Below are 17,719 nucleotides of genomic sequence, written 5' to 3' on the forward strand. Positions count from 1 at the left end.
CTTCTTAGAGTGACGTCTCCAGAGAAATCCCCGTTCTACATCACCACCGCAATCAGCTACCCCAACGGCGTGCCGCACATCGGTCACGCCTACGAGGTCATTGCAACTGATGCCATGGCGCGCTTCAAGCGCCTTGACGGTCATGAGGTGTTCTTCATGACCGGAACGGACGAGCACGGACTCAAGATGCAGCAGTCTGCCGAGAAGGAAGGCATCACTGCCAAGCAACTCGCCGACCGCAACTCGGCTGCGTTCAAGCAGATGAGCCAGGACCTGGGCATCTCCCATGACCGCTTCATCCGCACCACCGACCAGGACCACTACGCCGCCTCGCAGGCCATCTGGAAGAAGATGGAAGCCAACGGCGACATCTACCTGTCCAAATACGAGGGCTGGTACTCCGTCCGAGACGAGGCATACTACGTCGAAGACGACACCGTGGTGAAAGAGGACGGTCTCCGTTACTCCAAGGAGACGGACACGCTGGTCACCTGGACCGCGGAGGAAAGCTACTTCTTCCGGCTTTCCAGCTACCAGGAAAAGCTCCTTGCCCTTTATGAGGCGCAGCCTGAGTTCGGCGCTCCGCAGTCCCGCTTCAACGAGGTCATCAGCTTCGTCAAGCGTGGTCTCGAGGATCTGTCCATCAGCCGCACCACCTTTGACTGGGGTGTTCCTGTTCCCGGCGATGAGAAGCACGTCATGTACGTCTGGGTTGATGCCCTGACCAACTACCTCACCGGCGTTGGCTACCCGGACGTCGAGTCGGAATCCTTCAAGAAGTTCTGGCCTGCCGACGTTCACGTCATCGGCAAGGATATTTCGCGTTTCCACGCGATCTACTGGCCTGCGTTCCTCATGAGCGCCGGGCTTGAGCTGCCACAGCGCGTCATGATCCACGGCTTCCTCACCAACAATGGCGTGAAGATGTCCAAGTCCCTGGGCAACGTCGTCGCGCCGCAGGACTTCGTGGCGCAGTACGGTTTGGACCAGTGCCGGTACTTCTTCCTCCGCGAAGTTCCGTTCGGTGCGGACGGCAACTACAACCACGAAGCGATCGTGGGCCGCATGAACTCGGACCTCGCCAACAACTTCGGAAACCTTGCCCAGCGTTCGTTGTCCATGGTGGCAAAGAACTGTGAAGGCAAGGTCCCGGTGCCCGGAGAGTTCACGTCGGAGGACACTGCCTTGCTGACGCAGGCAGGGGAGTTGCTGGAAACAGCCCGCTCAGCCTTCGACAAGCAGGAATTCAGCCGCGCGCTGGAAGCCATCTGGACCGTATTGGGCGATACCAACGCCTACTTTGCCGACCAGGCCCCCTGGGTGCTGCGGAAGACCGACATCGCGCGCATGAACACGGTTTTGTATGTCACTTTGGAGGTAGTGAGGATCGTAGCGATCCTCGCCCAGCCGGTCATGCCGTCGTCGTCCGCCAAGCTGCTTGAAGTCCTGGGCCAGGCCGAAGGCGAGGCGAGGCAGTTCGCCGCGCTCGCCACGCCGATCGTTGCAGGCACGCAGTTGCCGGCTCCAGCCCCGATCTTCCCCCGCTTCGAAGAGCCCGCCGAAGCTTAGGACCCTCTCTCACATACCATCCATAAAGAGCAATCGCTCTCTCACTTTCCGACAGTATGACCGCGGGAAGTGAGAGAGCGATTCTCGTTTGGCATGATGATGTGAGAGAGCGTTGCTGCCTTAGGCGGTGGCCAGACCCTCGACGGGGGAGAGGCGTGCGGCGCGCCGGGCAGGGATCACCGAGGCCAGCAGTCCGGCCACCACGGCCACCCCGAAGACTGCGGCCAGTTGCATCCACGGAACGGCAGGAACAACGCTGGCTACGCCTCCCAGTGTTGCCTGCGCCCCCAGCCATCCGTAGACAATTCCCATGCCTGCGCCCATGATGGCGGCCACGCCTGCGACGAGCACGGCTTCGATGGCCAGCATTCCGCGCAGTTGGCCCCGAGTGAGGCCAAGGGCCCTGAGGAGGGAGTTCTCTCTGGTCCGCTCAAGGACCGAGAGGGACAAGGTGTTCGCCACGCCGATCAGCGCAATCACCACGGCGATACCAAGCAGACCGGTGACAACCAACAACAGCACATCGATGATGCTGTTGAACGTCACCCTCTCGATCGCGGCCCCACTGACGGTTCGCTCCTGCACCCCCAATGCTGCCGCGATGTCTTTCTGGAGAGCCTGCACCCGGTCCGTTGAGACGGAATCATCCAGCTTCACCCACACCATGGACGCCGTTTCCGGCAGCGGGGACGCAGCGATGCTGGAGCTTTCCACAAACGCCGGGACGTGGCGGGTCCGCAGCACCTTGGCGTCTAGCGAAACCGTGCCCTCCGCCGTCGAGATGGTCGCAGCACCCTCTGGAGAGTCTTCTGGAAGGTAAACCAGGCCCGGGCCCGGCTTCAGGTTGTTATCGCGCAGCACAGACGCTGCATCTGCGGCGGAAAGGCCGTAGATCGTCATGCCGCTGTCCGGTGCAGCGGAATCGCCCAGTGTTCCTATCGGCTGCAGCATGACCGCAGCGCTGACGCCGTCGAGCGCCTTGATCCTCGCCAGGGCCTGCCGGTGGTCGACTGAACCATCCACTGCAGTCTGTGCCGAAAGGTCCACAGGGTAGTTCTCGGCCAGGGTGTCGTTGAATGCCTGCCGGGATGTGGCCGCTCCCGTCATCATGAGCGATACCAACGTGACGCCGATGAGCAGCGCGGCCGCGGTCGCAGAGGTGCGGGCAGGGTTGCGCGTGGCGTTCACGGCCGCGAGCTTGCCCGGCACTCCCGCGGGTGCGGCGAGCCTGCCGGCCAGGGCAACCACCGTGGGGATGAACAGCGTGGAGCACAGGAGAATACCCACGAAGGAGGCGGCTCCGCCCAGCAGCGCAACGCCCAGCGATACGTTGACGCTGCCGTACACCAGCGCTGCTGCTCCGCCCAGCAGGGCCAACAAGCCCAGCACAAGGCGTACCTTGCCGCGCTTGTTCCGGACGGATGCGTCATCGCTGGGCCGCAAGGCGGCCAGGGGCGCGACGGCGGTAGCCGCCTTGGCGGGAACCAACGCCGCGACCACGGTCAACAAAGTTCCTGCCACCAGGCCGGCGATAATGGCCGACGGCGGTACAGCCAGCGTCGCGAAGGCCTGCTCAGGCTGGGACTTGGCCCAGGCAATCAGCCCGGTCATCAAGCCCGTGGCCGCCAGGACGCCCACCACAGAGGAAAGGAAACCGACCACCAGGGCTTCGAGCATGACGGACCCACGGATTTGTGCCCGCCCGGCACCGAGGCAGCGCAGGAGCGCCAACTCCCTGGTCCGTTGTGCCACAAGTACAGAGAAGGTGTTGGCCACCACCAAAGTGGAGACAAGGATGGCCACGCCGGCGAACGCGAGCAGTACGATGGTCAGCTGGTCCTGCCCAGCGCTCAGCATGGCAACAGTGGAGGTCACCTTCTCCTGGGCCGTTTCCAGCACAGGCCCGGTAGCTCCCGCAGCTTCCATGCGATGGGTGATGTACTCCTTTGCGGCGGCCACGTCCTCGCCGGCCTTGAGCGAGAACTGCACTCCGGTAAAACCGGAACCCGCGTCCTGGACCGCGTTCAGGACCGATTCGGACGCCACCAACTGCGCTGCCGATGATGAGAAAGGATCATTGGTGGCTTGGATCAGGCCGGTGATGGTCACCTTGGCATTTTTGACAGGTCCCGCCCCGTGCAGCTCAAGCGTGCTGCCAACGCCAAGGCCCAGATGCCCGGCTGTCTTGACGTCGATCACAGCCTCAGAGGCCTTCGACGGCATGGACCCGGAAGAAAGCACGGCACCTTCCAAAGCTGCGGGCGCCGCATTCCGCAGGCGGCCATACTGCTCTCCGCCGCCGGCCTCGAACGTGACGTACGTGGAACGCTCCGCGTAGCTTTCCTCCACTGCCGGGGAGGTAACGGCGGCCTCCACAGCGGCCGGGGTGAATGCTTCACCGTTCTTGGATGTGGCAACAAGGTCAGCGTTTCGGTACGCCTCACCGATGCTGGCCCCCAAGGAAGCATTCGTGCTCGCACCCACCATCAGCGTGGCGGAGAGGAACATCACGGACAACATGACGGCGAGGCCGATGGCGATAAACCGCCGGAAGTGCGTCGTCAGTTGGGAAACGGCAACACGCAGCATGCTCAGGCTCCCAGCTTGCCGAGGGCTGCCAGGACGGAGTCCGCGGTGGGATCGTGGATCTCGCCCACCAAGCCGCCGTCGCTCATCAGGACAACGCGGTCGGCATAACTGGCGGCCACGGGATCATGGGTGACCATGATGATGGTTTGGCCCATCTCCTGGCTGCTCCGGCGGAGTAAAGCCAGCACTTCGCCGCCGGCTTTGGAGTCCAGGTTGCCCGTAGGCTCATCGCCAAAAACGACGTCGGGACGGGTCAACAGGGCGCGGGCTACTGCTACGCGCTGCTGCTGGCCGCCGGAAAGCTCATGGGGGCGGTGCTTCAGGCGATCCTTCAAACCAAGGGTGCTGACAACGGTATCCAGCCACCCGGCGTCGGCGGTGGTCCCCGCCAAAGCGAGCGGAAGCGTGATGTTCTGCTCGGCCGTCAACGTAGGCACCAGGTTGAACGCCTGAAAAACGAAGCCGATTCTCTCGCGGCGGAGCGCGGTGAGCTGACGGTCATTGAGGCCGGTCAGTTCGGTGCCCCCCAGGATGATGCGGCCGGAGTCCGCTGTATCGAGGCCGGCCAGGCAATGCATCAAGGTGGACTTCCCTGAACCTGAGGGACCCATGATGGCCGTGAACTTTCCGGCGTCAAAGCTCACCGACACCTTGTTCAGCGCGGTCACGGTGGTATCGGCGCGGCCGTAGCTCTTGGTCAGCTCGTGGGCCTCGACGGCGGGTCGGGCCTGGGCCTCATCGGACCCTGTGGGTCGATCGGTTCCTGACGGGTGGGAGAGGGGCGTGAAGGTTGTCATGGTTTCACGCTATGTTTTGCTGAACCCCGTCAGGATCGGGCCAGGGGCCCATTGTCCGGTGGGTGCCCTCATACCGTGGTCTGAGGTGCTAGGAGCCGGGGGCTACAACTCCGGTTTCATAGGCGATGACCACCACCTGCACCCGGTCACGGGCACCCAACTTGGCAAGGATGTGCCCCACATGGGTTTTCACCGTGGCCTCGGAGAGAAACAGCCCTGCTGCGATCTCGGGATTCGACTGTCCTTGGGCGATCAGTTGGAACACTTCGCGCTCGCGGGCTGTCAGGCGTTCGACGGCGGCAGCATGCTCGGTCTGCTCAGGCGTCTGTGTCCTCAGCAACGGTGCCACATGGTCCAGCAAACGCCGGGTAGTGGAGGGAGCTATCACCGCGTCCCCACGGTACACGGTGCGGATGGCCTCGAGGAGCTCTTCGGGCGGAGCGTCCTTCAGGAGGAACCCGCTGGCCCCGGCCTGGATGGCGGCCAGTGCATACTCATCCAGGTCGAAGGTGGTCAGCACCACGATCTTGATCTCCGCACGCTGCGAACCGGAGGGTTGTGCCGCCGCCTGTTCCAAGATGCGTCGGGTCGCTTCTATGCCGTCCATCCCGGGCATGCGGACATCCATCAGGACCACGTCGGCGGCGGTAGCGGACAGGGCCTGGACAGCCTCGATCCCATTGCCTGCCTCAGCCACGACTTCGAGGTCCGGCTGCGAATTGATCAGCATGCCAAAACCCGAACGGACCAACTGTTGGTCGTCGACGAGTGCCACCCTGATGGGCGCAGGAAGTTCTGGCATGGCTTAGGCCTCCGAATACGGGATGAAAGCGGACACACGGAAACCGCCGCCCTGCTTAGGGCCTGCGGTCAAAGAACCATCGTAGAGGGAGACCCTCTCACCCATGCCCAGCAAGCCGTTGCCGCCGCCGGGTGCCGGCGGATCAGCGGCGGCGCCCCGGCCGTCGTCGACGATGTCCAGCTGCAGGCCCCGGGCCTGCCACGTCAGGGTGACGCCCGCGGCCGCCTTCGGTCCCGCGTGCTTCATGACATTGGTGAGGGCTTCCTGGATGATGCGATACGCCGTGAGCTCCGCTCCGGCCGGAAGTGCGCGGCGGGGGACGCCGCTCTGTTCAAAAGCCACCTGGAGGGTGGCGGCACGGAACCCGAGGAGGAGTTCATCCAGGTCCGAGAGCCGCGGTTGCGGGCGGGTAGGGGAGTCGTCGTCGGAGCGAAGGACACCCAGCAGCCTGCGCATCTCGCCCAAGGAGTCCCTGCCCGTGGCGGCAATGGTAGCCAGCGCTTCCGTAGCGAGTTCAGGTTTCGCGGCAGCAGCGTATCGGGCTCCATCGGCCTGGGTGATGATCACGGACAAGGAGTGCGCCACGATGTCGTGCATTTCCCGGGCAATGTGGGAGCGCTCGTCTGCGGCGGCCAGCTTACGTTCCTGCACATGTTCCACCTCGAGGCGCCGCGTTCGGTCTTCCAGGGCCTGAAGTTGGAGCCTGCGTACGCGTGTAAGGTCGCCAAGGGTCCAGCTCACCAGCACCAGCATCCAGATCAGGACGGTGTACAGCGTGCCGATGGTAAGGCCCATGATTCCCGATTCCACAGTGGTCGAGAACAGCCGGGTGGTCAGCATGACGCCGCCGGCGAGGCCTGCAATCAGGACACTGCGGCTGGCCCACGCAGGCCCGTAAGCCGCCGTCGCGTAGATGATCAAGGGAACGGCGATTTGCCCCGCCACGGGTTCGGCGCCGACCGCCCATTGAATCAGGCATACGATGACCACCGCACCGGCAGCCATGGCAGGTCGGGTGCGCCGCCAAGCCAGGGGGAGCAGGAGACTGCAGGATAAGAGTGAGAGCCACGGACGGTCAGCGATCAGGTACACCGGGCCAACGAGGAGGATCAGCAGGCACGTTGCCGTGAGGTCCACGATGAAGCGGTTGATCCGGAACCATTCATATACTGCGTGCCTTCTATCCACGCTTAGACTCTATGCGCTTGTTAACGCGGAGGCGTCATGCCGTGGTCTGACTCCTTCCGGACATCAGTGTTCGCAGAATGAGACGATTTTGACCAGCATGTGGATTGCTTGGCTAGATAGAGCTATGAGTGCAACGTCCATCAATCTCGCTGTCATCCCTGGCGACGGCATTGGCCCTGAGGTCATCGCCGAAGCCGTCAAGGTCCTCGAAAAGGCTGTCGCCGCCGAAGGCGTTGCCCTCGAACTGACCAACTACAAGCTCGGTGCCCAGCACTGGCTTGAGACCGGCGAGACCCTCCCGGACGAGGTCCTGGCCGACCTCCGCACCCGCGATGCCATCCTCTTCGGGGCAGTCGGTGCGGCCCCGGGCGATACCCGCATCCCGTCCGGCATCATCGAGCGCGAAATGCTGCTCAAGCTCCGCTTCAGCCTGGACCACTACGTGAACCTGCGGCCCTCGCGACTGTACGGAACCGTCGGCAGCCCCTTGGCCAACCCCGGCGCCATCGATTTCATCGTGGTGCGCGAGGGGACCGAGGGTCCTTACGTTGGCAACGGCGGCACCCTGCGCGGCGGTACGCCCCACGAGGTAGCCACCGAGGTTTCCCTCAACACCGCCCACGGCGTGGAGCGCGTTGTCCGCGATGCCTTCCGTCGTGCGAACGATCGTCCGCGCAAGCACGTCACGCTCGTCCACAAGCACAACGTGCTGGTTTTCGCCGGGCACTTGTGGAAGCGCACCGTCGAAGCAGTGGCCCAGGAATTCCCTGACGTGACCCACGATTATCTGCACATCGATGCTGCCACCATCTTCATGGTGACCGACCCTTCCCGCTTCGATGTCATCGTCACCGACAACCTCTTCGGCGACATCCTGACCGACCTCGCTGCTGCCGTGACCGGCGGCATCGGCCTGGCGGCATCGGGCAACATCAACATGGACCGCACCGCGCCGTCCATGTTCGAGCCCGTCCACGGCTCCGCTCCGGATATCGCCGGACAACAAAAAGCCGATCCCACCGCGGCCATCCTCTCCGCAGTGCTCCTCCTGGACCACCTTGGCTACACCACGGCGGCCCGAAAGATTGAGGCGGCAGTCGTCGCCGACGTCGAAAGCCGCACCGGCGCGCCGCGCAGCACAGCTGCCATCGGCGATGCCATCGCGGCCGCACTTTAGGCCCATTACGCAGGCGTAAGCTTGTCTTGAATTATTTACCTGCTTCCCTGGTCCATCGCTGAACCACACCTTTTTTGGGGGTCCGGTTCGCCCTGCCAGGTAGCTGACTGTGGAGGAAACATGACTCAGACTGCCCATGGCGTCGAATTCAGCCAGCAGCTTTCGGAAACCCCGAAGTCTGCTGAGGAGCGTGCAGCCGTCCTGGCGAACCCAGGCTTCGGCGACTACTTCACCGACCACACCGCCGTCGTCGACTACAAAGTCGACGCCGATGGCAATGGCGGTTGGCAGAATGCCCGGATTGAGCCCTACGGACCCATCTCCCTGGACCCTTCGGCCGCGGTCCTGCACTACGGCCAGGAAATCTTTGAGGGCCTGAAGGCCTACCGTCATGCTGACGGTTCCGTCTGGACCTTCCGGCCCGAAGCCAACGCTGCGCGCTTGAACAAGTCCGCGCGTCGCCTCGCCCTCCCGGAGCTGCCCGAGGAGTACTTCCTGGGAGCTATCCGCGAACTCGTGCAGGCCGACAAGGAATGGGTTCCGTCCGGCGACGGCGAAGCGCTGTACCTGCGTCCGTTCATGATCGCGACGGAGGCGTTCCTCGGTGTCCGGGCTGCCCGCGAAGTGTCCTTCCGCGTCATTGCTTCCCCTGCCGGCAACTACTTCGGCGGCGAACTCAAGCCCGTCTCCATCTGGATCTCCCGTGAATATGCCCGTGCCGGCCGTGGCGGTACCGGTGCTGCGAAGTGCGGCGGCAACTACGCAGCCTCCCTGATCGCGCAGCAGGAAGCCGAAGCGAACGGGTGCAAGCAGGTATTGTTCCTGGACCACTTCAACGACGACGCCGTGGAAGAACTCGGCGGCATGAATGTCTTCTTCGTCATGAAGGACGGTTCGCTCGTCACTCCTGCCCTCAGCGGCACCATCCTTGAAGGCGTCACCCGGATGTCCGTCATCCAGGTGGCCAAGGACATGGGGCGCGAAGTCACCGAGCGTAAGATCACCCTGGACGAATGGCGCGACGGCGTGGCCTCCGGCGAGATCACCGAGGTCTTCGCTTGCGGTACGGCAGCCGTGATCACACCAATCGGTGTGCTCAAGGACGCCACGGAGTTCATCGGCTCCGAGGACGCAAAGGCCGGTGACACCACCATGGCTATCCGCCAGCAGCTTCTGGGCATCCAGACCGGAACCGTCGAGGACACCCACGGCTGGCTGACCCGCCTGGTGTAGCCTCCGGACGTCCCGAAACGCCACCGCACGACGGCGGCCCTTCACTTGGTTATCAAGCGGAAGGGCCGCCGTTCTGCTTCCCGGACGCCCGCTCCCTTCCCTGGGGTTTGGGGTGGGCGCTCTATCAGGTTCCAAGGGTTTGAGGTGGACGCTCTATCAGGTTCCAAGGGTTTGGGGTGGACGCTCTATCAGGTTCCTAGGGTTTGGGGTGGGCGCTCTATCAGGTTCCAAGGGTTTGGGGTGGCGCTCGCTCACGGGTTGAGGCCTGCTGCTGTGTTGTCTCTTCGAATCGATCCACTCTTGAGACTCTGTGAGAGAGGATCGGCGGGAAGGGCGTGGGATGTGAGAGAGGATCGGCGGGAAGGGCGTGGGATGTGAGAGAGGATCGGCGGAGGTGCCAAGATGGGAGAGTGACTTCAGAATCAATGGCGGCTGCAGATAATTCTCAAAGCGACGGCAGCTCTTCCCTGCATCGCAGCAGCGACCTAACCCGCTTCCGGCTGGCCCCCAACCCCGGCCCCATGAGTCTGGACGGCACCAACTCGTACATCATTGGCGCGCCGGGCTCCGGCCATGTGGCTGTGGTGGACCCGGGACCGGCCGACGAACGGCATCTGGCCGTACTCGCAGCGGCGGGCACCGTAGATGTGGTGCTGATCACCCACCGCCATGCGGACCACACTGAGGCCTCGGCCCGCTTCCATCAGCTGACAGGCGCTCCGGTCCGGGCTGCCTCCGCGGAGCATTGTCACGGAGGCGAGCCACTCACGGGCGGCGAAGTCCTGACGGCAGGCGGCGTTGAAATCCGCGTCGTTGCAACGCCGGGCCACACTTCCGACTCGGTCTGCTTCCATCTCCCGGGCGACGGGCCGGTCGGCTCCGTCCTTACCGGGGACACCATCCTGGGGCGCGGCACCACTGTTTTGGACTACCCGGATGGCCGGTTGGGGGACTATCTCGCAAGCCTGGACAGGTTGGAAGCCCTCGGTCCCGCAATCCTCCTGCCTGCCCATGGCCCGGTACTCCCTGCTTTGGACGAGAAATGCCGGGAGTACCGGGACCACCGGGAACAGCGCCTTGACCAGATCAGGGCGGCCCTGAAAAACCTGGGGCCGGACGCCTCGATATCCGCCGTCACCGACGCCGTCTATCCCGACGTCGACCCTTCCGTCAGGTGGGCGGCGGAGACTTCCGTGGCAGCGCAACTTGATTACCTCCGGAGCTAAGCCCGGACTGTAGGCTTGAGCCCATGCGTATCGCCCGGTTTGTAGTTGATTCTGATCCCCTTTACGGCGTTGTTGAAGGCGAGCCCGGCAGTGAGGAAATCACTGTCATTAACGGCGACCCGTTCTTCAACGGCGTCGAACGTACACATGTGAAGCACAAGCTCGAGGACGTGCGGCTCCTGGCGCCCATCATTCCCCGCAGCAAAGTGATTGGCGTCGGCCGGAATTTCGCCGAGCACGCAGCGGAGCTCGGCAACGAAGTTCCCCAGCAGCCCTTGTTGTTCCTGAAGCCCAACACCTCGGTGATCGGCCCGAACGACCCCATCATCCTCCCTGAGTTCTCGGAGGAGGTCTCCTTCGAAGCCGAGCTGTGCGTGGTCATCGGCCGCATCTGCAAGGACGTCCCGGAGGATCGCGCGGACGACGTCATTTTCGGCTACACCTGCGGCAACGACCTCACCGCCCGCGATGTCCAGAAGACGGACCTCCAGTGGGCCCGTGCCAAGGGCTTCGACACCTCCGCGCCGCTGGGCCCGTGGATCGAAACCGAGCTCGACCACGAAGACCTGTCCATCCAGGGACGGCTGAATGGTGAACTCCGCCAGGACGGCAGCACCAGCCAGATGATCCGCGGCGTCCGCGAACTCGTCTCGATCGTTTCCCACGCCTTCACGCTCCTCCCGGGCGACGTCATCATGACCGGTACCCCGGCAGGCGTCGGCCTGGTCAGTGAGGGCGACCGTTTTGAGGTGGAGATCGAAGGCATCGGACGCCTGTCCAACCCGGTGGTTCGCCGCTAGGCTCCCAGCGAAACCTCAAAAAGCCAGGGTTCGACGGCGGCACTGACCTTTCGCACGAAGGGTCAGTGCCGCCGTCGGGCGCTTCCAGCCGGGAAACCGGGGCGGCGCCAAGCGGTAAAGTTGGAACCACTATGACTACTGCTTCTGCGTCGAACGCTGCCTCCAGCGCCATCCCTGCCGTCAACGCCGAGACTCCGGTCCGCGTCCGTTTCTGCCCGTCGCCGACGGGAACGCCGCACGTTGGCCTGATCCGCACCGCCCTGTTCAATTGGGCGTATGCGCGCCACACTGGCGGCAAACTGATCTTCCGCATCGAGGATACCGACTCTGCCCGTGACAGCGAGGAGAGCTACCACCAGTTGCTGGATGCCCTCAAGTGGCTCGGGATCAACTGGGACGAGGGCGTAGAGGTCGGCGGCCCGCACGAGCCGTACCGCCAGTCCCAGCGCGGCGACATCTACCAGGACGTCATCGCCAAGCTTAAGGCCGGGGGACACGTCTATGAGTCCTACTCCACGCCGGATGAGATCGAGGCCCGCCACAAAGCCGCAGGCCGCGACCCGAAGCTTGGCTATGACGGATTTGACCGTCACTTGACCGAGGAACAGCTGGCACAGTTCAAGGCCGAAGGCCGCGAGGCTGTCCTGCGTCTCCGCATGCCGGACGAGGACCTGACCTTCAACGACCTCGTCCGCGGCGAGATTACGTTCAAGGCCGGTTCCGTTCCCGACTTTGCAGTTGTCCGTGCCAATGGCGCCCCGCTGTACACCCTGGTGAACCCGGTGGATGACGCACTGATGGGGATCACCCACGTCTTGCGCGGCGAGGACCTGCTGAGCTCCACCCCGCGCCAGATCGCACTGTACCGTGCGCTCTACGCCATCGGTGTTGCCGAGTACATGCCGGAGTTCGGCCACCTGCCGTACGTCATGGGCCAGGGCAACAAGAAGCTCTCGAAGCGTGACCCCGAGTCCAGCTTGTTCCTGCACCGCGAGCGTGGCTTCATCCCCGAGGGCCTGCTCAACTACCTGTCCCTGCTTGGCTGGTCGCTGAGCGCAGATGAGGACATCTTCACCGTGGAACAGCTCGTGGCCAACTTCGACATCCACGATGTCCTGGGCAACCCGGCCCGCTTCGATATCAAGAAGGCCGAGGCCATCAACGGAACGCACGTCCGTTTGCTGGCGCCGGAAAACTTCAAAGAGCGTTTGGTCCCTTACCTCCGTGCTGCCGGGTTGGTAGGGGAGATCCTCACACCGCGGCAGGAAGAGATTCTTGCCGAGGCCGCCCCGCTGGTGCAGGAACGCATCACCCTCCTGGGTGAGGCTCCTGAGATGCTGTCGTTCCTGTTCAAGGCCGACGAAGCCATTGACGTAGCAGATGACGCCCGGAAGGGACTCCCTGCCAACCTGGACGAGGTCCTCGACGCCGCCCTGGCAGCGCTGGAGCCCATCGAGGAGTGGACGGCTGAGAACATCCAGACGGCGCTGAAGCAGGCTCTTGTGGAGGACTTGGGCATCAAGCCCCGGGCCGCCTTCGGGCCTGTGCGCACGGCCATCTCCGGCCGCCGCATCTCTCCGCCGCTGTTCGAATCCATGGTGATCCTTGGTAAGGATTCATCGCTGGCCCGAGTTCGCGCTTTCCGCGGCTAAGGACGGCTTCAGTCATGGCAATCGCAAGCTCCTTCGGCACTATCCGCGGTGTCCTCTTCGACATCGATGACACCCTGGTGGACCTTGAGTACGCCATGACCACAGCCTTGCGTGACGTCAGCGAACATCTCCTGCCCGGCCTGGACCAGGCCGGGTGGGTGAAGTTCGGCCGCATTTTTACGCACGAGACCACGCACTTCTATGACCGTTACCTGGCCGGCGAGCTGACGTTCAATGAACAGCGGCTGCTTCGCGGCAGGGCTGCGTTGGGTCACTTCGGTGTGGAACTTGGTGAGGGCGACGAGTCCCAGGCCTGGGTCTCGGAGTACCACCAGCGCCAGACGGCATACGTGAGGGCCTTCGACGACGTCGGAGAGGTCTTGGATGCACTCGACGCTGCGGGCATTCCCTATGGAGCGGTGAGCAATAACGTACACGATTACCAGCGCGCCAAGCTGGACGGTGCAGGTCTTTCCAGGATCAAGGTTTTGGTGGGCACAGATACTGTTGGCGTGCCCAAACCGGATCCTGCCATTTACCTCGAGGGCGTGCGCCTCCTGGGCACGGCGGCGGGCGAGACGCTCTACGTGGGGGATAACAGGCTGCTCGACGCTGATGGCGCCACGGCGGCAGGGTTGATCGGCGTGTGGCTCAACAGGACCGGAGAAGTTGTGGAGGAATTCACCGGACGCCAAGTGGACTCCCTGACACGCTTGCTTGCCACCGTCCCAAGCGCCGTTGAGGGTACGCATCCAGCGGCGCGAATCATGTGATGCAGGTAACGCCTTCCCGATTTGTGCAGGTGGCAAGACTCCGGTAGAGTCATTACTCGTGCTGAGGGGCACGGAGGGAAAAGCTGAGGGAAACCGAAGCGATGAACTCCGGTCCGAAAGTCACTTTGGGATATGGTGTAATTGGCAACACTACGGTTTCTGGTACCGTCATTCTAGGTTCGAGTCCTGGTATCCCAGCTCTGAAAATCCGCGTGAATACGCCGGAAATTTGGAACCTCCAAGTCGCTGAAGCGATTTGGAACGGAGCTGAAAGTATGAAATACTCATTCAGCTTGATCGCCGGAAACGGCGACAAAAGTGCAAGGCCCCATCGTATAGCGGCCTAGTACGCCGCCCTCTCACGGCGGTAACGCGGGTTCGAATCCCGCTGGGGTCACCACTGAATCCCCCGGAACTACGGTTCCGGGGGATTTCTTTTTGCCATCGTTGTGCCCATAACGCCTGCCGGGCGCCCGGGACGTGGGTCGGGCTGGCATGATGATGCTGTGACCGCAAACGAAGACCCGGCAGCTATCCGGCGAACCCCCGTACCTCAAGGTGCGGCAGCCGCCGTCGAGGCCTTGGAAGCTGCCCGCGCGGAGCTTGCGGCCACCACCCTTCCCCTGGCCGTGCCGGAGGCCCCTGAAGGCCGTCAATGGATCCGCGATTCCCTCGCGCAACTCGACGACTACATCATTCCCCGTTACCGCAGCCTGGATGCGCCGCTGCTGGCCGTCGTTGGTGGTTCCACAGGCGCGGGGAAGTCCACGCTGGTCAACGCGCTGGTGGGTTATCCGGTAACCAGGGCAGGCGCCATCAGGCCCACCACACGCCAACCCATCCTCCTGCACCACCCCAACGACGCCGGATGGTTTGAAGGCCACAGGATACTTCCCAGTTTGGACCGCATCCGAGGGACCGTGTCAACAAATCCGAGGCCTGCCAACCAGGCAGGTGCCGCGCCGGACGCCCACGCGATCACATCATTGGTGTTGGTGGGCCATGACGCCGTGCCGCAGGGCATAGCCCTCCTGGACGCGCCGGACGTCGACTCGATCTCAGATGACAACCGCAGGCTCGCTGGACAGTTGCTTGCGGCCGCGGACCTCTGGGTATTCGTCACCACGGCCAACCGCTACGCCGACGCCGTCCCCTGGCGGCTGCTCCTGGATGCGGCCTCTCGTGACATCACCGTAGCCGTGGTGTTGGACCGCGTGCCCCCGGCCGCGGAAGAAGAAGTCAGGACTGACCTTAAAGCCATGCTGGACCGGCAGGGGCTCAGTGGGGCGGAGCTTTTCGTCGTTCCTGAAAGTGCCTTGGACGGGCTGGGAATGCTGCCGGAGGAATCGGTGTCAGCTCTGCGCCAATGGCTGGGTGCCTTGGCAGCGAACGCAGCTGGAAGGGCGGACGTCGCACGGCGGACTCTTAATGGAGCTGTCAAAGCCGTCAGCGTCCGCTTGGAGGGCATCGCCGCAGCGGCATCAGCCCAGGATGCTGCTGCGCACGAACTCCAGACCACCTGCGTTCAGGAGTATGAGCTGGCCCTTTCCCGCATTCTTGCGGCCACCAAGGACGGTGCACTGCTCCGCGGTGAGGTACTGGCGCGATGGCAGGACTTTGTGGGCACTGGAGAATTCTTCCGGGCATTGGAGCAAAACATCGGGCGTATGCGGGACCGTGTGGGCGCTTTCTTCCGCGGAGAGCCGGCTCCCGCGGTGAAGGTGGAGACCGCCATCGAGACCGGGCTGCAGGCAGTAATCCTGGACGAGGCCGCCACTGCAGCAGAAAACGTGGACCGGCGCTGGCGTGCTGACGCTGCGGGCCGCCACCTCCTTGGCTCCGATGATCTTTCAGGGACCAGCGAGGGTTTCGACGCGAAATCTGCCGCTGCCATTCGGACCTGGCAGGAAGGCCTGATGGAGATGATCCGCACCCAGGGGCAGGGGAAACGGACCCAGGCCCGTTGGTTGTCCTTTGGCGTCAACGGCCTGGGCGCTGCGCTCATGGTGGTGGTGTTCTCCATGACCGCAGGCTTGAGCGGGCTGGAGATTGGCATCGCCGGCGGCACGGCGGTAGTCGGCCAGAAGCTGTTGGAAGCCGTATTCGGCGAGGACGCCGTGCGTCGCCTGGCGCAGCAGGCGCGGGATGACCTGCATACGCAGTGCCAACGGCTGCTGGACGATGAACGGCTGCGTTTCCTCGACCGCCTTGAAGCGGCACATCCAAGCTCAGGGAACCAGCTGGCCCAGCACGCCAAGATCCTCCGCCGCCTGGCGGGGGCCGCATGAGCCGCCACGGCCAGGTGCGCGAGGCATCCCAACTGCAGCGGCGGCTCGAGGCGCTGAATACGGCCCGTGAACTCGCTGAAGGCGTGCTTCCGGACGACAACCTGCAATCTGTCTACGACGTCCTGGAGCGTGCCACCTCCAGGCGTTCATTGTCGGCCGGCCACACCGTGGTAGGTTTTTTCGGGGCCACGGGCAGCGGTAAGTCTTCATTGTTCAACGCAGTGTCCGGCAGCGGGCTCGCCACCGCGACAGCACGACGCCCCACGACTTCAGCGCCCCTGGCGGGAATTTGGGGTGAGGACGGCAGCGGCCCGTTGCTCGACTGGCTGGACGTCAAGGAACGGCATACGTTGCCACCTGTCCCGGGGCTGGCCGACGCAGACACGGGCCTGGTCCTCCTTGACCTGCCGGACTTCGACTCCACCAGGGTGGAAAACCGCGAGATCGCCCAGCGCATGGTTGGCATGGTGGATGTCCTCGTCTGGGTCCTGGACCCGCAAAAGTACGCTGATGCCGCCGTGCATAATGACTTCCTTCGGCCCATGGCCTCCCACGGCGCCGTCACCCTGGTGGTGCTGAACCAGGTGGACAGGCTCAACGCAGCGGATGCTTCTGCTGTGATGCAATCGCTGGAGGGCATCCTGGAGCGTGACGGGCTGGGGACAGTCCGCGTGGTGGGTGCCTCAGCTTTAACCGGCGACGGCGTCCCTGCCGTCCGTGCTGCCATCAGGAACGTCGTGGTCCAACGCGAGGCAACAACGCGGAGGCTGGCGGCCGACGTCGTCAAAGCCGGCGCGGAACTCGCCGAAGCGTCCGGCGACGGTGAAGCCCGCGGCATCACTGCAGGCGCCAAGGCGCGGCTTGCGTCTGAACTGGCGACGGCGGCCAACGTGCCGGTGGTGGTGGACGCAGTCCAGCGGTCCTTCAAGAGGGAGTCGGCCCGCAGGACCGGATGGCCCGTGACGCGCTGGCTGCTGCGCTTCCGTCCGGATCCCTTGCGGAGGCTGAACCTGCGGCGGGAGGACACCAGGCCCGAACTCAGCCGGACATCGTTGCCGCCCGCCGGTGCTCCGGAGCGGGCGCGCACCGATGCTGCGGTCCGGGATTTTGCGGACGACGCATCCGCCGGGGCACCGGGACCATGGCGGGCAGTAATCCGCGCCGTGGCTAGGGACGGCCGGGAGCAGTTGCCCGATGCCTTGGATCAAGCCATCGCCGGTACTGACCTGAAGGCCACGCAGCGGCCACTGTGGTGGGCGTTGTTCAACACCCTCCAATGGCTGGCGCTTGTGCTGGCCGTTGGGGGCCTGGGGTGGCTGGGGGTGTTGGCCGCTCTCGGTTACTTCCAAATGCCGGTGCCCGAGGTTCCCCGAACGGAAGGGTGGCCGTGGCCTACCCTCATGGTCGCCGGGGGAGTTGGGCTGGGGATCGTCCTTGCCATAACTGGAAGGATTCTTGGAGGCTGGGCTGCGCGCATCAGGGCGTCGGGGGCAGCGAAACGCTTGAAGTCCGCGGTGGCATCAGTTGCCGAACAGAGGATCGTGGAGCCTGTTGAGGTGGAAATTACGCGCTTGAAAGCGTTCAACGCCGCGCTGAAGGCGGCCCGCTCCAAGTGAAGGAGTGCA

13 protein-coding genes and 2 tRNA genes are annotated in these 17,719 nt (G+C 63.9%); 11 read left to right on the top strand and 4 right to left on the bottom strand.

What is annotated here, in order from left to right:
• Positions 1 to 9: 9 nt before the first annotated feature.
• Positions 10 to 1,569, top strand: coding sequence for a methionine--tRNA ligase (metG, locus tag WBN73_RS06330; RefSeq protein ID WP_280623039.1), 1,560 nt, complete (start codon positions 10 to 12; stop codon positions 1,567 to 1,569).
• 120 nt (positions 1,570 to 1,689) lie between these two features.
• Here the strand turns inward: metG and WBN73_RS06335 are convergent, their stop codons facing one another.
• The 4 genes from WBN73_RS06335 to WBN73_RS06350 form a co-directional block, all read right to left on the bottom strand.
• Positions 1,690 to 4,158 (bottom strand): ABC transporter permease, encoded by a 2,469-nt coding sequence (locus tag WBN73_RS06335; protein WP_337339673.1) that lies wholly within the window; start codon positions 4,156 to 4,158, stop codon positions 1,690 to 1,692.
• Between the two features lie 2 nt (positions 4,159 to 4,160).
• Positions 4,161 to 4,955: an ABC transporter ATP-binding protein gene (locus WBN73_RS06340; RefSeq protein WP_337339672.1), complete on the bottom strand. Its 795-nt coding sequence runs from the start codon at positions 4,953 to 4,955 to the stop codon at positions 4,161 to 4,163.
• A gap of 88 nt (positions 4,956 to 5,043) precedes the next feature.
• The gene (locus WBN73_RS06345; protein WP_207593830.1) at positions 5,044 to 5,757 is read right to left on the bottom strand and encodes a response regulator; all 714 of its coding nucleotides are present in this window, start codon (positions 5,755 to 5,757) and stop codon (positions 5,044 to 5,046) included.
• Positions 5,758 to 5,760: 3 nt separating this feature from the next.
• Positions 5,761 to 6,945 (bottom strand): sensor histidine kinase, encoded by a 1,185-nt coding sequence (locus tag WBN73_RS06350; protein WP_337339671.1) that lies wholly within the window; start codon positions 6,943 to 6,945, stop codon positions 5,761 to 5,763.
• Positions 6,946 to 7,069: 124 nt separating this feature from the next.
• Between WBN73_RS06350 and WBN73_RS06355 the strand changes: the two genes are divergently transcribed.
• The 10 genes from WBN73_RS06355 (at position 7,070) to WBN73_RS06400 (ending at position 17,710) form a co-directional block, all read left to right on the top strand.
• Complete coding sequence (locus WBN73_RS06355) at positions 7,070 to 8,122, top strand: 3-isopropylmalate dehydrogenase (RefSeq protein ID WP_207593828.1); 1,053 nt, start codon at positions 7,070 to 7,072, stop codon at positions 8,120 to 8,122.
• 120 nt (positions 8,123 to 8,242) lie between these two features.
• Complete coding sequence (locus WBN73_RS06360) at positions 8,243 to 9,355, top strand: branched-chain amino acid aminotransferase (protein WP_207593827.1); 1,113 nt, start codon at positions 8,243 to 8,245, stop codon at positions 9,353 to 9,355.
• 425 nt (positions 9,356 to 9,780) lie between these two features.
• The gene (locus tag WBN73_RS06365) at positions 9,781 to 10,581 is read left to right on the top strand and encodes an MBL fold metallo-hydrolase (RefSeq protein ID WP_337339801.1); all 801 of its coding nucleotides are present in this window, start codon (positions 9,781 to 9,783) and stop codon (positions 10,579 to 10,581) included.
• Between the two features lie 23 nt (positions 10,582 to 10,604).
• Positions 10,605 to 11,381 (top strand): fumarylacetoacetate hydrolase family protein, encoded by a 777-nt coding sequence (locus WBN73_RS06370; protein WP_207593826.1) that lies wholly within the window; start codon positions 10,605 to 10,607, stop codon positions 11,379 to 11,381.
• 131 nt (positions 11,382 to 11,512) lie between these two features.
• A complete protein-coding gene (gene gltX, locus WBN73_RS06375) occupies positions 11,513 to 13,033 on the top strand; it encodes a glutamate--tRNA ligase (RefSeq protein WP_337339670.1) in 1,521 nt (506 codons plus the stop codon).
• 14 nt (positions 13,034 to 13,047) lie between these two features.
• Positions 13,048 to 13,806 (top strand): HAD family hydrolase, encoded by a 759-nt coding sequence (locus WBN73_RS06380; protein ID WP_207593824.1) that lies wholly within the window; start codon positions 13,048 to 13,050, stop codon positions 13,804 to 13,806.
• Positions 13,807 to 13,932: 126 nt separating this feature from the next.
• A tRNA-Gln gene (locus tag WBN73_RS06385) sits at positions 13,933 to 14,004 on the top strand.
• Positions 14,005 to 14,130: 126 nt separating this feature from the next.
• Positions 14,131 to 14,206 (top strand) — tRNA-Glu (locus tag WBN73_RS06390).
• A 106-nt stretch (positions 14,207 to 14,312) separates the two neighbouring features.
• Complete coding sequence (locus WBN73_RS06395; protein WP_337339669.1) at positions 14,313 to 16,094, top strand: dynamin family protein; 1,782 nt, start codon at positions 14,313 to 14,315, stop codon at positions 16,092 to 16,094.
• Positions 16,091 to 17,710: a GTPase gene (locus WBN73_RS06400; protein ID WP_337339668.1), complete on the top strand. Its 1,620-nt coding sequence runs from the start codon at positions 16,091 to 16,093 to the stop codon at positions 17,708 to 17,710. Before WBN73_RS06395 ends, WBN73_RS06400 begins: the two co-directional genes overlap by 4 nt.
• Positions 17,711 to 17,719: the final 9 nt, after the last annotated feature.

The organism is Paenarthrobacter sp. CCNWLY172 (genome assembly GCF_037402035.1).
GTDB lineage: Bacteria > Actinomycetota > Actinomycetes > Actinomycetales > Micrococcaceae > Arthrobacter.

Excerpts from the sequence above, each read along its gene's own strand:
- WBN73_RS06400 (WP_337339668.1), top strand. The coding sequence starts at position 16,091 with ATGAGCCGCCACGGCCAGGTGCGCGAGGCATCCCAACTGCAGCGGCGG.
- gltX (WP_337339670.1), top strand. The coding sequence starts at position 11,513 with ATGACTACTGCTTCTGCGTCGAACGCTGCCTCCAGCGCCATCCCTGCC.
- WBN73_RS06365 (WP_337339801.1), top strand. The coding sequence starts at position 9,781 with ATGGCGGCTGCAGATAATTCTCAAAGCGACGGCAGCTCTTCCCTGCAT.
- WBN73_RS06355 (WP_207593828.1), top strand. The coding sequence starts at position 7,070 with ATGAGTGCAACGTCCATCAATCTCGCTGTCATCCCTGGCGACGGCATT.
- WBN73_RS06345 (WP_207593830.1), bottom strand. The coding sequence starts at position 5,757 with ATGCCAGAACTTCCTGCGCCCATCAGGGTGGCACTCGTCGACGACCAA.
- WBN73_RS06360 (WP_207593827.1), top strand. The coding sequence starts at position 8,243 with ATGACTCAGACTGCCCATGGCGTCGAATTCAGCCAGCAGCTTTCGGAA.
- WBN73_RS06380 (WP_207593824.1), top strand. The coding sequence starts at position 13,048 with ATGGCAATCGCAAGCTCCTTCGGCACTATCCGCGGTGTCCTCTTCGAC.
- WBN73_RS06340 (WP_337339672.1), bottom strand. The coding sequence starts at position 4,955 with ATGACAACCTTCACGCCCCTCTCCCACCCGTCAGGAACCGATCGACCC.
- WBN73_RS06370 (WP_207593826.1), top strand. The coding sequence starts at position 10,605 with ATGCGTATCGCCCGGTTTGTAGTTGATTCTGATCCCCTTTACGGCGTT.
- WBN73_RS06335 (WP_337339673.1), bottom strand. The coding sequence starts at position 4,158 with ATGCTGCGTGTTGCCGTTTCCCAACTGACGACGCACTTCCGGCGGTTT.